At 58.3% G+C, this 16,425-nt stretch carries 10 protein-coding genes and 2 pseudogenes; 4 read left to right on the top strand and 8 right to left on the bottom strand.

The features are described 5' to 3' along the window. Positions 1-104: 104 nt before the first annotated feature. Positions 105-323 (top strand): annotated as a pseudogene (locus AAE027_RS12585) (hypothetical protein); the annotation flags it as partial. A 466-nt stretch (positions 324-789) separates the two neighbouring features. Here AAE027_RS12585 and AAE027_RS12580 read toward each other — a convergent pair. From AAE027_RS12580 to AAE027_RS12565, 4 genes are all read right to left on the bottom strand, one after another. Next, the gene (locus AAE027_RS12580) at positions 790-6,306 is read right to left on the bottom strand and encodes a trifunctional serine/threonine-protein kinase/ATP-binding protein/sensor histidine kinase (RefSeq protein ID WP_370988324.1); all 5,517 of its coding nucleotides are present in this window, start codon (positions 6,304-6,306) and stop codon (positions 790-792) included. A 1,294-nt stretch (positions 6,307-7,600) separates the two neighbouring features. Beyond that, entirely contained in the window at positions 7,601-8,578 is a 978-nt protein-coding gene (locus AAE027_RS12575) for a LysR family transcriptional regulator (RefSeq protein WP_370988322.1), read from the bottom strand. An 89-nt stretch (positions 8,579-8,667) separates the two neighbouring features. Then, entirely contained in the window at positions 8,668-9,036 is a 369-nt protein-coding gene (locus AAE027_RS12570; RefSeq protein WP_370988321.1) for a response regulator transcription factor, read from the bottom strand. 88 nt (positions 9,037-9,124) lie between these two features. Further along, positions 9,125-9,739 carry a response regulator transcription factor gene (locus tag AAE027_RS12565; RefSeq protein ID WP_370988320.1) on the bottom strand — a complete coding sequence of 205 codons (615 nt, stop codon included), beginning with the start codon at positions 9,737-9,739 and terminating at the stop codon, positions 9,125-9,127. Between the two features lie 693 nt (positions 9,740-10,432). Between AAE027_RS12565 and AAE027_RS12560 the strand changes: the two genes are divergently transcribed. Further along, the gene (locus AAE027_RS12560) at positions 10,433-11,338 is read left to right on the top strand and encodes a sensor histidine kinase (RefSeq protein ID WP_370988319.1); all 906 of its coding nucleotides are present in this window, start codon (positions 10,433-10,435) and stop codon (positions 11,336-11,338) included. A gap of 84 nt (positions 11,339-11,422) precedes the next feature. Here the strand turns inward: AAE027_RS12560 and AAE027_RS12555 are convergent, their stop codons facing one another. After that, positions 11,423-11,839 (bottom strand): hypothetical protein, encoded by a 417-nt coding sequence (locus AAE027_RS12555; protein ID WP_370988318.1) that lies wholly within the window; start codon positions 11,837-11,839, stop codon positions 11,423-11,425. Positions 11,840-11,856: 17 nt separating this feature from the next. Further along, positions 11,857-12,057, bottom strand: a complete 201-nt coding sequence (locus AAE027_RS12550; RefSeq protein WP_370988317.1) for a hypothetical protein — start codon at positions 12,055-12,057, stop codon at positions 11,857-11,859. Between the two features lie 313 nt (positions 12,058-12,370). On the opposite strand from AAE027_RS12550, the gene ligD reads away from it, so the two are divergent. Beyond that, the gene (ligD, locus tag AAE027_RS12545) at positions 12,371-13,318 is read left to right on the top strand and encodes a non-homologous end-joining DNA ligase (protein WP_370988316.1); all 948 of its coding nucleotides are present in this window, start codon (positions 12,371-12,373) and stop codon (positions 13,316-13,318) included. 30 nt (positions 13,319-13,348) lie between these two features. Here the strand turns inward: ligD and AAE027_RS12540 are convergent. Continuing rightward, positions 13,349-13,533: pseudogene (locus AAE027_RS12540) on the bottom strand (ribonuclease HII); the annotation flags it as partial. A gap of 86 nt (positions 13,534-13,619) precedes the next feature. Here AAE027_RS12540 and AAE027_RS12535 point away from each other — a divergent pair. Beyond that, positions 13,620-15,149: an MFS transporter gene (locus tag AAE027_RS12535; protein WP_370988315.1), complete on the top strand. Its 1,530-nt coding sequence runs from the start codon at positions 13,620-13,622 to the stop codon at positions 15,147-15,149. 134 nt (positions 15,150-15,283) lie between these two features. Here the strand turns inward: AAE027_RS12535 and AAE027_RS12530 are convergent, their stop codons facing one another. After that, positions 15,284-16,228, bottom strand: coding sequence for a DUF5996 family protein (locus AAE027_RS12530; RefSeq protein WP_370988314.1), 945 nt, complete (start codon positions 16,226-16,228; stop codon positions 15,284-15,286). Positions 16,229-16,425: the final 197 nt, after the last annotated feature.

Genomic DNA, 16,425 nt, shown 5'->3' with positions numbered 1-16,425 from the left:
AATCGGGTGAAGTACAGAGAAGAACTGTTTCGGACGCATCCACGGCTGGAGAAAAAGAACAACAAGGCCGACGGGTCATTTTCGAGTACCCGCTACCGGTAAACATGATGGCTATCGACGGCACCTGGCGCCGCAGGTAGCCTTAAAGATGTTTCACAGCGCGGTGCGAGACTCCAAATTCAACGTCGATTGAAGGCCTCACACTGAGCGAATTCTTTCTTCTGCTTTCGTCTACCGGGCTCGCCTATCGGCGATGTCAACTCGTCCGCGTGAACGGCGAAGAGCTAGAGGTCAGCTTCATACGGAACAAGAAAAGACGAAGGGGAGAAGGGACCTTCCGACCTGAAAAGACAATGTCGCGAGCACCCGCAGGGTACGGCGCGCGCAACACGCACGCGAAGAGCGGAGCATCCCTCGCGGGCGAGCACGACATACCAAGGGAGAGCCAAAAAAGGGCGAGCGGCGCTCGGCAACAGACGGTCGCAATCCCGGCGAGCTCGAGCACCTCGCTAGATCCACCCGATCATCGACCGTGGGAGCGCCCCGCGCGGTCCCACATTGCGCTGGGCAGCAAAGCCGATCATCTCGCTCAGCAGCTCCGCATCAGGGATCTTCTCTACGAGCGTGCGGGGGTCATCATCTCATCGGTCATTGGTGGTTCCTCGAATCAGGTTGGTATCAGCAACCTGACCCTACCGGCGAACTGCCGGTGACCACCGCAAAGCCGCCCCCGCTAGGCTCCCTGGGAGGGCGCGCGTGCGGACGGCTTTGCTCTACCGAGCTACACCATCACCGGGACACGACCTTCTTCGCGGGTATGGAAGCTTCAAAAGTTACGCCTCGTCGTGCATTAGTGAATGCGCGCAACATTCCCCCGTGCGCTTCCACGATTGAACGGCAAATTGACAGACCCATCCCCATGCCCGATGTTTTCGTCGTGTAGAACGGCTCAAAGATCCGCTCAATGTCCGCTTGAGTGACACCGGGGCCCGTATCGCTCACAGCAACGGTAACACTTTCATCGTCGCTCCGACTGGTACTAATGACCAAATCCCTCGGACCGTCATAATTTTCGCTCATCGCCTCGATTGCATTGAATACGAGGTTTAGCACGACCTGTTGCAGTTGAACTTGATCTCCTTCAACGAGGGGTAGCGTCTCGCAGAGTTGCGTCTGCATAATGACGCCCTTGCGACTCGCTTCCGCCCGTGAAAGGGCGGCGACATCGTGAATTGCCGCATTAATATCAAGTGTCTCCCTTTGCTGCGGCGCTTTTTTGACCAGACTGCGAATGCGATCGAGGACGTCGTTCGCCCGAATTCCGCCCTGTCGGATACGGGAGAATACCTGACGTGCCTCGTCGACTTTCGGATCGGCGCCATCCAAAAAGCGCTGCCCCGCGTCTGCAAGTGTGATAGTCGCGGCGAGAGGCTGCTTCACCTCGTGACTGATCATCGCCAGGAGTTGCCCCATTGTCGTCAGCCGGTTTGCATGGGCGAGCGCCGATTGCACTTCCCGGTATCGCGCCTCGCTTTCGCTGGCTTCAGCTTCAGCGCGCTTTTGCTCAGTCAGGTCCAGCACGAAAGCAACACCTTCGTCCATACTCCCTGCGAAGTTGGCGATGCCCAGCAATACCGGGACACGGTGGCCGTCTTTGCGAAAAAGCTCCCTCTCGACTGGAGGTAACGTTCCGTCGCGTTTCAGCTTGGAATCCCAAATCTGCTCGTCACGTTCGGCCCAATCCAGAGGAGTCAGATCTGTCCACCGCACTTCGCCGAACTGAAAGTCATCGCGGTCGCATCCGACGATCTGAAGAAATGCGTCATTGGCTTCAGTGATGGTGCCTTGGCTTCCGTAAATGAAAATTCCGATGATATTGGCGTCCACGAGACGCCGGATCCTGCTTTCGCGTTCGAACAAATCGCGGTACAGCCGGGCGTTCTCTAGCGTGATCGCCGCCTGCGATGCAAGCAGCTTGAGCACGGGAATCCGGCTAAATGCGAAGATTCCCGGACCCAGGTGATTTTCGAGGTATATGGCTCCGATCAGATTGGCTTGGTTGACCAGCGGAAGGCACAACACCGAGAGTGCTTGGTGCGCGTTAATATAAGGGTCGGCGGAAAACGAAACGTCCGACACAGCATCGTCGAGTAAAACATTGCGCCTTGTGCGCGCAACGTAATTGAGAACCGATTCGGGCAAGGTCGCATCGTTTATGGGCTCATCACAGAGCCTCACCGTGACCGAGTCGCTCGAGGTAACGGCTTCGGCCTGGACGTTTAAACCCGTCTTTCGCCAAAGCATCAGCAGACCACGTGCAGCACCGGTATGCTCCATGGCCATTCGCATGATCGTGTCGATCAACTTCTCGAAATCCATTTCGACCGATAGCGCTTTTGACATCTTAAGCACAGTGCCGAGATCCAGACTTTCAACAGTCGCGCCGAAAGTAGCGTCGGGTGAGGTGATGGTTTCGTATGCAACTAGATGCGGATGCGATTCCTCGAGCTGCCGGACCTTGATGTTGGCACCCCAACGAAGGTAGCAGCCGCGGGCGTTGCGCAAATAGGCGTGTGAGACAATCTCCACGCCGCGGTCAGTGTAAAAGCGCGCAGCGAGTTCGCTGGCAAGGCCCTCGTTGTGCGGAAAGCCGTTCAACTGCGCGGCGCGAATCGCTTTTTCGAAAAGGCGTTCCGCGTCGAGGTCTCGTCCCTCGAGGCGCGCTATCTCCGCACCGACGAGCGCGGCCCGATCCTCGAAGTTTTCCGGGCCATTCCGCGCCCAGATCTCGAGCTGTTGATGATGAGCAGCAATCGTTTCGCACAGCTGCTGCCGTTCTTCGATCGGCTTACCGGTCAGCGACGCGCAGAGCGCAAGCGCCGCATAAAAATGAAAGTCCGCTTCCTCGAGAAAAAGCGGGGATGTCCAAAGCAGCGTACGTGCTTTTGATAGCGCATCGACCGCGGCCGTATAATCCCCGATCAGATAACGCAGCTGCAATTTGCGAATCCAGTACCAGCACTGAGCGATAGCCAAGGCAGGGCTGTTTGAAAGGTATTGCTCGACCTGATGCTCGTCCATGTCCTCATAGCCGAGGGAAGCAGGTTGTTTACCTGACCCGCGTAACGCCTTGATCAACGCAAGTTGAGTCGCGATGATGTGTTCGACGAGCCCAAAGCGTGCGTTTCGCACGAAATTGAGTCCCCACTCGGCTTCGCGCTCGGCATGGTCCAGTGGGTCGCCGGCAAAGAGAAGATGCGAATTCAGGTTGTTCCGAGCGTACGAGGCATACAGCAGGTCTCCAATATTGTTTGCATCCGTGAAACCGCGGTGGATCAAGGCATTACTCGACCGAACGTGCTTGATCCAGCGGAGGCCGGTGAACACAAACACCAAAATCGTCGACGCACGGAATCGCCTGTTTTCCTGCCGTTCGATGAGGTCGAATCCCACTTGACCAAGCCGGAAGCCCGCGTCGTACTGGCCGTAACGTGGGCCGGCAACGCGCGCGAACATTACATAAGCAAAACACGACGTATCGCTATTGCCATGCGCGAGACTGATGCTTACTGCCCTGCAGACTGCTAGTGACGCGAGGTTCAGGTCCGTGAACATGGCAGGCGTCTGCGCCTTGATTAATACTTCCATGACAGCCAGCGATGTTGGATCCTCCATGGATGGGGCCCTGAGGATCTCATCAATAGGCCGGCTGTTCAGAATATGCAGGATCTGGTCGTACTCCCGGCGCACCTCCTCGTCCGCAGGATGGGCAGACCAGTGAATGCCTTCGTGCGCCAGGAAGTCCAGCGCGATAGCAATCGCACAATCGCTCTGGCCATTTGCGGTGCAAATATCCATCCTCAGGCAGGTGACGGCAGCGCGCTCTTTTGTACCGACGGCAAGGATGTTCAATCTCTCGAGGCGCGCGTCCGCGGCCAGTAGTTCACCCGTCAGAAATTCGCATTCTGCACGCTCGAATTCGAGTGCGTATGTCAAATCGCGTAGACGAAGCTGACTATTCTCCTCTAATAGAGCGGCCCCCGCGATGAGGTATTTAAGTGCAGAAGTGTGAGCTGACGATGCTTTGGCACGCCGGGCGGCGATCAGATTAAGGTTAGCCAGGCGCTCGCGTTCCTCGCCGGTCACGATATGACTGACGGCCCGATTGAGTTGCCCGACTATGTCGAAGATCGCTTTCTCGAGATGCGCCGCGGGAGTATGTGCAACGAGAAGTCTTCCTATTTGCAGGTGCTTTTGTGCGCGTGTTTGCTCGGGTATGAGCGAGTACGCGGCCTCCTGTATCCGATCGTGGACGAACTGGTACTCATCCGGCAAGCGTTCTATAAGTTCCAACTGGCATGCTTCCCATAGATCCGCATCCACATCTTTTTCAGTTGACTGTCGAATTCTGGAGATGACCAGAACATCTCCCGTGTTGCCCAGACATGCAAGCTCCTGTAGCGCCTTCTTGCACGCCTCCGGAAGACGCTTGATCTTTTCGACCAGCAGTTCAATGACGTTCTCCGTGTGCCGCGACGCCTGAATGTTTTCGGCATCCCAATGCCAACATCCCGAAGCGCGATCGGGAACAATCGCGTTGCGCTCCACCAGAGCATTCAAGAACTGACCCACGAAGAACGGATTACCATCGGTCTTCGTATGCACTAGCCCCGCAAGCGATGCGGCGCGTTCGTGATCGCAGTGCAGCGCATCCGCTATTAGTTGCGCTAGATGATGGTGCTCAAGGGCATCGACACGAATCTCCGTGACTGCGGTTCCTGCATCGCTCATTGATTTCAGCGTGCGTGAAAGCGGATGAAGCGCGTCGACCTCATTGTCGCGGAAGGCACCGATTAAAAGCATATGACGCGGGTCTAGCCGCGTTGTCATATCCTCAATGAGGTCCAGCGTTGCAGCATCGAGCCATTGCAGATCGTCGAGAAAAAGCACTAGCGGATGTTCCGGTCTCGCAAAAACCGCGACGAACCGACGAAGTACCAGCTGAAAGCGACCTTTTTCCTGTTGAGGAGGGAGTTCTGGTACCACCGGTTGCTCACCGATAATGTGCTCGAGTTCAGGCACGAGATCGGTAATGAGCCTGCCGTTTGGTCCGATTGATTCCAGAAGAGCGTTGCGCCATCCTCGTAACTCGTTCTCGGTTTTCCCGAGCAATTGGCGTACAAGCCCCTGGAAGGCCTGTGCCAATGTCGAGTACGGAATATCTCGCCTCCGCTCGTCGAACTTTCCTGATGCAAATAGCGCATGCGTTGACATCAGGACCTTACGTAGTTCTCCAACGATCGCAGACTTGCCTATACCGGAGCCCCCAGATACCAGTACCAGCTCGGGAGTGCCGCTCCGGACGACGCGATCAAAAGCCGTCGTAAGCGTTCCGATCTGCTCCTCTCTGCCATATAACTTCTCAGGGATGAGCAGACGGTCTGATAAATCTAGCTCTGCTAGCGGAAACGGAACAACCTGGTAATTCGTTTCAAATTCCACAAGACAGCGCCGTAGGTCATGTCCGAGACCGACTGCCGTCTGGTATCGATGCTCCGCGGGTTTCGCGAGCAGCTTCATGATGACATCCGAAACTTGGGCCGGAATGTCAGCTAGTCCCTGTTCTGGAGGTACTGGCGTTCGCGCTATATGGCAATGAATCCACTCGCCAGGTTCTGACGCGGTAAATGGGAGCGTGCCCGTTAGCATGCGATAGAGGATCACACCGAGCGAGTACAAGTCGCTACGCGCATCAACAGAACGATTCATGCGGCCAGTTTGTTCCGGCGCCATGTAGGCAAGAGTGCCCGCGACATATTCGGGCAGTTCGGACATACGCCGCGTGCGCTGTAGCTGTGTCGCGATTCCGAATCCGGTCAACCGGACATGCTCCTCGCCGAGCGCAATGAAAATATGCACGGGCTTCAGGTCTCTATGGACGAGCCCCTGTTGATGAACACAAGCGAGCGCCTCAGTCAACTTGACGGCGAGCCTCAAGAAGCGGCCAAGCTCAAATGGTCTCCCGAGCAGAGCCTCGAGAGGTTCCTCGCCATTGTCCTCGAGGAGCAATGCAACGCGCCCACTTCGATTGACGAGCGAGAGAGGGCAAAGCGCCCATGCGCCGTGAAGCCGATCTTTTAATTCATATTCATGAGAGAGACGGGCCAGGCTGTCAGCGGATGGGATCGCATCCAAGTTGCTGACGGTGAAAACCCTCGTTTGCTCGCCATTACTGTTTGTTCGCCATTCTCGACAGAATATGCGTTCGCCGTCTCTCCATAGGACATCTATTCCGTTGTTTCTCACTGTCGATCTCGTTCATTCAAGAGATTAACTCATTATAGTCCGAGGCCACTCAGAGGCGTTGCCGCAGAGGCCAAGCCAGAGCTGCACCGTGTAGGAGACGGCCAGGACGCCGGCAAAGCGCACCGCAAGTCCGAGGATCATCGATCCCGCAAACACCAGCTCGGCCAGAAAAACAAGGGGCCCAAAGATCGTCATGTGAGGCCGCACGACATCCGAGGAATGTACGATGAAACTCGAATGCCGCATTGGTTGACTCCTGCTCGATCCAGTATTGCAGTCCATCGGACGCCGGCAGCGGTAGCTTCCATAACATGCCCGTAACCACAGGTTGCCGATGAGACCCTGACGACCCAGACACCCAGATGACGGCCGGTGCGTTGCGTCGGATCCTTCTGCCAATTTCGCTCGGCCATCCCGATGACGGCAATCATGAGCACCCAGAACAGCGCCAGGATCACGTAGCGCCAGCCCCCCGATGCATAGTCGTTGGTGTTTCCGGTCAGGAAACGCCTGAGATCAATGAAGGGATTGGCGGCATGCGCGGGCTCTCTGCTGATGGAGTAGTTTCTCTATGTGTCGCTTGATCAAATCGTTACTCCGCACGTCGGTTGACTGGCAGCGCGCACCGCCGAAGGGCCCAGCTGGTGCGCCTAAACCCGGACAATCAATCACTCAAACGACGACCAGTCTTCACTGCTCGTCCACCCAGTCTTCGGATCCCGTGAGTTTGCCAACACATCCGTCAAGGTAAGCCGGAACGATTTCCCATCGACATCCGGGGACTGCAACTTCCCTTTGGTTATGGAATCGATGACAGGATGTTTCGCATAACCCGGCCGGTTGTTGGCTGACACACCCGGACCTCCTGCGTTATTCTCTAGACCGATCCAGTTGCAAGAACTCGGCGTTCCCGTGCTCAGACTCCATCGCAACAAAGTCGATGATTGGCGGGAACTCATCCGAGCTTCCACCTGATATCATCTGGGTCGATCTAGTAGTTTGCGAACCCATTCTTCCGTCACATTTTGAGGCCGTTTCCGCACCATCCACAGCCGCCGCCATGACAAGCCCCGCAAGCAACGGCTTTCTACGACTTTTGAAAGCCGGGCCTCCCCGAGCTACTCGCTGGGACAATTGAGGGGGCTCGTGGCGCGCCTGCGCCGCAATCCGAACATGTGAGCTGGCGTTCGTACTCCGCCATTGGACGGAAGTCGGGAAACGGCCGCATGACGGGCGGTCGTATCCAAACGATAGCGACGAGGCTATAGCGCTAGAGGCCGTGCGTCGCTCTACCCTAAGCTGTGATGCGGACGACTTCCGGGTCACTTTGACGTCGGGACATGGCGGTGAACGGACCCGTCTTTGGCGCGATCCGCGCCTGCGCCCTTGTCAGCAGTGCCTGCCAATCGAATCGCCTGCAAATCTTTATAAAAGCCTCGAGCGCAGGCGAATATTGACGTCCACCGACAACAAAGAGCTCAACAGTGTGTTTGAAGTCGAAGTCCGCGATAGGACGGACGACAGCATCCGGCAATGCTGGCGCGTGCTCTGGGGTTAGCATAACGCCAAGGTTTGCGCTAACTAGGTGCTGCAGGTGCTGCAGCCCTTGCGCGCGGTGCCCGGGCTGTGCGACCTGCCCCTCGCATAGGTGCTCGCGGAACGCGCGGTAGATCTCGCAGTCAATCGCTTCAAGCCATTTCGCGGATCGCAGATCCTTCAGGCTAACGGTGGACTCCTCTGCCATCCGGCTCCCCTCGGCACATGCGACAAAGACTCTTTCGCGAAACAAGCTGAAACGCTCGATGCGTTCGGGCGTTGGCCCAATGCAGCTGCTACCCAGAGCGGCGCTGACGTCGCCGCTCAGTAAGCCTTCGAAGACGTTAGAGGATTCAGCATCGACCAGATCGACTTGGAGGCCCGGTAGCTGGGTCGTGAGCGCGGCGATCGGGTTCGCCAGGATCGACGCCGAGATCATCGGTGTCAGGGCCATCCGGAGTGTGGCGACCTTCTTCCGCTTGAATTTCTTAGCATTGATGCGAGCCTCCTCGACGGCGAGCAGCGTCCGCTCCAGCGTGGGCAGCATTAGCGTTCCAAGGTCTGTTAGCTGGCTGAGGTGCCTTTCACGGAAAACCAGTGGGCCACCAAGTTCGTACTCCAGCTTCTGAATTGACTTGGTCAGCGCAGGTTGAGAGACGTTGCACTGTTCGGCCGCCCGAGTAAAATTCATGCATTTGGCAAGGGCTACGAAATACCGAATTTGGTGGAATTCCATGGTGGCTCCTTCTTATTTCGTCAGCTAGCCCGTCAAGCGGGCTCTCGTCAGGGGACTTCGTTCGCAAACGAGATCCGGCTGGACGTCCGTCATGCGGCAACACTCCGTTGAACGATGTCGAGCAGCGATTGCGCCTCGATTGGCTTTTTGAAAAACCCGGCCGCTCCGGAGTACATCGCGCGTTCGCGCCACGACTCTTCAGGGCGCCCGGTAATGAGAATGACCTTAGGTGGATCCGACATCTCAACGACGCGCTCGACCAGATCGATACCGGACAGCCCAGGCATATCGATGTCCGCGACCACGCAGTCACAGCGCTCGCTCTCCTCGGAATCGAGGAAGGACTCCGCGCTCCCGAAGCAGGCTACTTCGTGGCCGGCAGCACGCAGCAGGTAATTCAGCGACTCCCGGAGGAGGGCATCATCATCGACGACGCAGATGAGAGCTTTCTTGTTCATGAAGCGAAACTGCGCCTATTCGACGCGCTCGCCTACTCTCCCACGGCTGAGGTTAGTCCTGTCCTTTTGGACAGGCTTCGATGAGCACCTACTCCTCGCCTTCCAGAAGTGCCGCCATCCGGGTCAATTCCGCGAGGCTGCTGGCCATCATCTTCGTCATGACCGCGCTCCGATGAAATTTCACGGTGCTCTCCTGGATCTCTAATGCGCCCGCGATTTGCTTGTTCATTAGGCCTGCACACACTAGCGCCATGACCTCGCGTTCACGTGCGGTCAGGCTTTCGTATCGTTTGCGCAATTCCGACAGCCTGTCCGGCGCCGCCGATGGCGGCTTCCACGTTCGGATCGCGTTGGCAACTGCCTCCAACATCTCCTGGTCCCGAAAAGGCTTTTCGATGAAGTCAACAGCGCCCGCCTTCATCGCCTGAACTGACATGCGGATATCGCCATAGCCGCTCATCAGGATAATTGGCAAACGGTTATTACGCTGAGCGAGCGACGCCTGCAGTTCGAGCCCGCTGGGCCCCGGCATCCTGACGTCGATGATCACGCAGCCAGGCACATCAGCTAGATCGGCAGCAAGAAAGTCCGCCGCACGACCGTAGAGCTTCACGGTGTAACCGACTGATCGCAGAAGATCGTCGATCGAATGCCTCATTAGGTCGTCGTCGTCGACGACATGGACGATAGCGTCGCCCGACATGGCTATTTCGCCTTCAGAGCAAGAGGTTGCCCTTCGGTCACGTTCACCGCTTATGGTCCCCAAGCTTCGGCTTCCAATCGATCCGACGCGCTTGTCCTCTCTATCATTTTGATGGGAGACATTGGTAGGCATCGAGTCAATTCCCAATGGGAATGGATGGAGTGCCGACTGCTGAAACGCGGACGGAGCGCAATTTTCCATCACCCAGCATCCCAATATCCCGGCGGGCGCCGCCACAGGACGTCCGGTTAGGGGATAGCGCTCCTAGGTCATCTCCGACAGCCATAGATGCCCAAGAGAGTCACGCCCGGAGAGCTCGCGGGCCTGTTGATGACCATCACAAACAACTGAGATCAACGTTGAAGATCACCGGACTTACCTCATACGCATCTGATTTCAGCGAGGCGAGCATCTTCACCGCCGTTATCGCCGCTCGTGCGCCCTAACCTATCGCTATTGTGTTTCGAGGATACCGCGCTCGTCCGGCGTCTAATCGGGCGCGGCTGTTCCTTTAAGGTCCATTGACTGCAAGGATCCTTATGGTGTCGCGAAGTCGGACCCGCGCCTCGCGAGGGGCCGCGATAACGTAGGGATATAGAACTTATGGCGACCGATGTCTCCAAATCGGTCCAAAGTCGTTCTCGTCGCGGTGTCGCATGTCGGCGCTGTGATGAGAACTTGAGGGAGACGCGAATGTCGGTCGTGAGCTTGCGAGAAACGTTGAAGTCAGCATTGGGAGCTAATCTTTCGCTACCAGATGCCGCCGCTGTTCCTATCGGAGACGGAGCGTTCGCGATAGATCTCTCCGCCGTGACAGAGGCGACATCTGCAAATGTCCGTAATGGTCGGGCGGAGATGCCTTTGCAAGGAGCAGATGGAGAGACCACCGGCGTCCTGTGCAAAATCAATTCCAACGATATTCCGATCTGCGGGCCCGCAGACATCGATCGAGACACCACGAAGATCTTCGTCCATGACATCGCAAATCTCTTGGCAGTTATCGATGGAGGCCTCCGGCTGCTTGATGTAAAGACTGACGCGCAAGATCGCGCTGTGATCGTTGAAAGGCTCCGCCGCGCAATCCAGCGCGGCGCGTGGCTCAGCCGCAAACTGCTGGACAGCAATCGTCCGTATTGCAGCACAGTTCGGCCCGTCTCCCATGACCATATCGTGGACATCGGTGATCTGGTCGACCAGACGCTACGCGCTGACGTTGTTGTCGACACGCACATCGACCCGGGCCTCGGGCAGTTCCAAGCTGATCCGGAGGAGCTCCATCTTGCACTCCTCAATCTCTGCAAGAATGCAAGCGATGCGATGCCCGAAGGTGGGACGATCAGTATTAGCGCGCGGAACGTCTGCGCGCAGATAGACGCTCCCTGGGTCGAGATATCGGTTTCCGACGATGGGACCGGCATGAGCCCGGACGTGCTCGAGCGAGCCTTCGAGCCCTACTTCACGACTAAGGAAATCGGCACAGGCACAGGGTTGGGTCTCACGCAAGTCAAACGCCTTGTCGAACGCTGCAATGGAACGATGAATATCCAGAGCACGGAAAACAGGGGAACTACCGTGCGTATGCTGTTTCCCTGCACGTAGAATGGCATCAGCGCGGCCGATCCGCAGGGGGGACTATCAAGCCGCACAGCTTCGCCGGCGGCTTTTTTCTTGACTAATCTCACCTCAGGAGGCGTTCGCCCTTGCTCGTTCGCGAGCTTCGCGGCGGCGTTCTCGGCGCTCGCGCCGCCGCTTGGCACGATCGGCGGGCTGCCGCAGCGCCGGAACTGGCGACAGGAAGGTCGCAATGGAATCCTGAACTGAATGCGCCTGGGTCGTCTCCGGCGCAGCTGGGCGGGCTTCCATGATCTCGAGCGCTGCCCGTCCTTTGGCGGTGATCTTCCATCCCCCGCTTATGCGTTCGACCAGCCCTTGTGACCAGATGTCGAGGTCCGGAACCCTGGCCGCGAGGCGCCTGGTTCGATCCGCCCAGTCGCGGCCGCTGGTCGCCAGGATGGCCATGTCACGCTTGAGGTCGTCCATCACGGCAAACCCATCCGGATATGCCGCCAGGATCTTCAGGACCGTGACCTGGAAGTTCACGTCCGCCCCCGCTTTAGTCAGCGCCACATCGTGGGCGCGTGTGAGAGGGCCTTTCGGCCGACCTGCCTGAGGTCCTCGGGAGAGAGCTCGCCATTGGTGGCGGCCTCCAGGATTTTTGAGGCCACGTGCGTACGCGCCCCGATCTCGCGCTCCGAAAGGCTCTCGCATACTTCGTCGAAGACCGCGCGCAAAAGCGCGGTGGTCGCCATGTCGAACATGAGATGCCCCCAGTAAGGGAAAGCGGCATCTTAGCCGAGTTTTCCCGGTCTGAGGATTCAGGAATGTTAAGCTTCGCAGAAAATGCGTTCGACCTAGGAAAGAGGACCCAGCGCAAATGCCACAAGGTGCCAGCTCTCGCGTTGCAGCAGAGTTTCAAGGCAAGCGCGGGGGCGACCCGGCAGGCCCGTTTTCATCTGCCGCGACCTGGGAATTTTTGGACCGGTCATCCCAGAATTTTGCGCCCAAGCCTTCAGACGGAACTCACGATGCATCCTAGTCGTTTCTCCTCCTCTCTCGTCCCGCCCTCCGACCATGTCCCGAAAATCAACCCTGCCTCATCGCTTACAGCCCATGCTGGCCACGCTGACCGATTCGCCGTTCGACGATCCCAATTGGATCTTCGAGGACAAATTCGATGGTTTCCGCATGGTATCGGAAATCCGGAGCGGTCGCGTCGCGCTCTACAGCCGCAATGGGAAAATCATCAGCCACTCCTATGTCGAGGTCGCGAAAGCACTTGAGGGCGTGAAAGCGGACGCCGTGCTCGATGGCGAGCTCGTCGCGATCGGCAAGGACGGCGTTTCCCATTTCCAGTTGCTTCAAAACGCCTTGCGCCATGAGGCTAAGCTTTTGTACTGCGCGTTCGACCTTATGTTCGCAGACGGTGAGGACCTGCGTGCGCTGCCGCTCCTCGAGCGCAAGAAGCGGCTGAAGGCCATCCTGCCGCGCCACAAGCTGATCGCATTCAGCAAGCACCGCAAAGGCAGCGGCACAAAGTTTTTCGCAGAAGCCGAGCTGAGACATCTCGAAGGCATCATGGCCAAGCGCGCCGATAGCCCTTACGCGTCCGGATGCCGGACCGCCGACTGGCTGAAGGTGAAGACGGCACAGCGGCAAGAGGTAGTGATCGCGGGCTTCACGGCGCCCAGGCGAACCCGGCCTTTCTTCGGCGCGCTCGTGCTGGCGGTACGCGAAGGGGATGCATGGCGGTACATCGGCCACGTTGGCACCGGATTCAGCCACCAAGTTCTCGAAGAGCTTCACGGCAAGCTCGTGAGGCTCAAGACAGCCAAGTCACCCTTTTCTGCCAAGGTGAAGGACGAGCGGGTCACGACCTGGGTGCGTCCTTTGTTGGTCGCGGAAGTGAAGTTCGCGGAGTGGACGAGCAAGGGCGAGCTTCGCCAGCCGGTCTATCTCGGGCTGCGGTCCGACAAAAAGGCCAAGGACGTCGTTCGCGAAAAGAACTGGTCGCGAAAATAAATCGCCAAGACGAAGCATACGACCTGGAGTTCAGCCGGCGGTGCGCTCGGATGCTGAAAGCCACGTCGGCAGGGGCGGCAACCCGAGAGCTTTGCGTACTGGTACGACCTCCGGTGAGCTGCGCATGCACCAAGCCTGGCGAGCGCCTCATCGTGAGCCGGCACCGGGTAGCCCTTGTGGTCCGCGAATCCGTAGCCGGGGTGACGCAGGTCGCCTCGGCGAAATGGGCGAACCGGCGGTTGCCAACGGTACCCTCGAGGCGCACGCTGACCGCGACAGCCACGCTTCTCGAGCCCCCCAAATGATTGGTTTCACACAACCTCCCTGCGAGGCTAACATTATCCGGGCGACACCAGCCTTTGACGCGACACCGTCGCAAAGACGCAAGCGGCTGACGCTGGCGGCGACCATATTCGGGTCGAGCATGGCATTGGTCGATGGGTCGGTCGTAAATATCGCCCTGCCGACGATTCAGCACGTCTTGCATGCAAGCGTGGCCGCGACCCAATGGATCGTTAGTGCTTACCTGCTGCTGCTAAGCGCTACGGTGCTGGTTGGAGGGGCGGCTGCCGATCTTTACGGCCGTCGACGCATCTTTGTTTTCGGCATTACGATATTCACCTTGGCCTCCATTACGTGCGGCCTGTCCCCCAACATCACGGTGTTAGTCGCAAGCCGCGCAATCCAAGGGGTTGGCGCCGCGTTCCTCATCCCGGCGAGCCTCGCGATGTTGGGAGCGACTTTTGACGAGCACGAGCGCAATCATGCGATCGGAGTATGGGCTGGTGTCGGCGCGCTGACCGCCGCCGTCGGCCCGGTATTGGGTGGCTGGCTAGTCGATCAGGTGTCGTGGCGCGCGATTTTTCTGCTCAATGTGCCGCTGGCGGCCGTCGCAGCGGGACTTGCGAGCTTCGCAGGCGAAAGCCGAAATGACAACGCAAAATCGTTGGACTGGGCCGGAGCGGCCACCATCGCCGCCGGTCTCGCCTCGATCACCTGGGGGCTTAACGCCATTCCGGCCGCGGGATTTTCTGACAGAACCGTAGTCGGCGCGCTCGGATCGGGATTTCTATTGCTCTTGTTATTTCTCGCAATGGAAGCCCGGCTCGGCGCACGAGCAATGATGCCGATATCGCTGTACGGTTCGCGCAGTTTCGCCGCAGCCAACGCATTGACGCTGTTGCTTTATTTTGCACTAGGCGGTGCGCTGTATTATTTGCCGTTTGGCTTGATCCGGCTCGGCGGCTACTCCGCGACACAGGCCGGTGCTGCACTGCTTCCATTTGCTCTCATCATGGGTTTCGGGGCGCAATTCGCCGGCACGCTTTCCGACCGTTTCGGGCCGCGGCAGTCGCTCACCATCGGACCCGTCATCGCAGGCTGCGGTCTGGCGCTGCTGGCTTTTACCGATTTCCAACAATCCTACTGGGCCGGAGCGTTTCCGGCGATCTGCGTATTTGGCATTGGTATGACCATCACGGTCCCGCCGCTGACGTCGATGGTAATGTCGTCGGTGGGTGACGCCCACGCCGGACTCGCTTCGGGCGTCAACAACGCGGTCGCCCGGGTGGCAGGTCTCTTGGCAGTCGCGGCGCTTGGCGCCGTTTTGTTTGCCAGTTTTTCGTATCACCTTGCCGGTGCGCCGCGGGCACAAGCCAACGAAACGCTGAATGCAATACTGGCGGGACAAGCCGGCATCACCGAAGCCGCAACAGCCGCGTTCGAACGCGCGCTACGCATAGTGTTACAAGTGGCGGCGCTCTGCTCCTTGCTGGGCGGCATTCTTCTTCGGTTTTGGATCCGACCGATTGGATCGCAAGCGGCGCGTTGAAAGCGAACACCAAGGCAGATCCGAGTCGGGCGGCGCCTACCGTCGATGGAACGAGCAGTCCCGCCGGCGCAGCATAGCAGCTCTACGTCGCGCTTAAGGTGCTCTGCCTGAACAAGGCGAAGGCTGGTCGAACTTCATCTCTTCCTGTCCAGAGGGCGGGGCCGAAGGGGGTGACCAATCGGACATTCGAGCGCGGCACGATCCCAGCCTCCGAGGTCCGCTGCCGCACGATAGGTGCTTTCCAGAAACGACATGAGCGTCGCCTCCGGATCGCTCGACTTCCTCACAATGTCGTAGGCCAGGAGATATTCTCCGAGCTTCTGATCGAAATATGCGCCCGTCGGCAAAATCTGTTCGTCGGCAAAGCCGTTCGGAGTGGGGTAGGCATAGGAGTAGAAAGCCGCAAAGTCTGTGCCGCCTCCGCCCGGCCAGAACCCGGCGGATGAGACTTCATCACTGTAGGCTTCGCGCGTCACTTCATCCGGTAAACCCGGTACGCCCCCCGGGTGAAGCGGAGCAGGACGTCCGGAGAAGCGCGTCACCGCGAGATCGAAGCTGCCCCAAAAGAGATGGACTGGACTGACCTTTCCGGTGAAGCCCGTCCGAAACCGATGAAAAACACCGTCGATTGCAACCAGGGCCCTGAAGAACCGCGTCGCGGCGTCTGCATCATAGGGGCGGATCTGACGGTCGTCCTGGAATGGGATCGGATCAGGGACTTCATTGGGCCGGCCGTCGAATTCCGGTGTGCCGCCGAGACGTCCCACCAGCTCACAGAACCTGGTGTGAAAGTCGGCAACGGACATCGGCCCGAGCGCCATTTCAACCCTGCGCCCGTCAGAGGCCTCTGCGATTACGATGTGGCGGGAGAGATCGAAGGTGATCTCGATACCTGAGGCGTCTGGAACCAGTGAAGTCGTGAGCCCGCGAGCATTCACGTAGAAAGTCGCGTGCCATGAATGGTTGATCCACGGCGTCCTCGCGAGCCGATACTTGCCGGCAACTTGGCAATACAAATGAAGCGCGGAACAGGTTTCGCGCCATGTCTCGAAGGGGATTTCCGGCCAGATCGCGCTCATGGCGTTTCCTCCTTTGTGTTTGATCGCCCGGACGAGGCGCTCGTATCTTATTTCAGTATCTTATTTCACATATGAGCCTTGACGGTGGCGCGTCGCCAAGTTCGTTGAGGTCCGGCCATTTTCCCAAGGCTATCGGCGGTCCGGTTCCTTGCACGCCACGTCCGCGACGCTTGGACGAGCGTCGCGTTAGTCAGCCT

Source organism: Bradyrhizobium sp. DN3 (assembly GCF_041357655.1).
In the GTDB taxonomy this organism is placed as follows: domain Bacteria; phylum Pseudomonadota; class Alphaproteobacteria; order Rhizobiales; family Xanthobacteraceae; genus Bradyrhizobium.
This window is presented reverse-complemented; position numbering and strand designations above follow the sequence as displayed.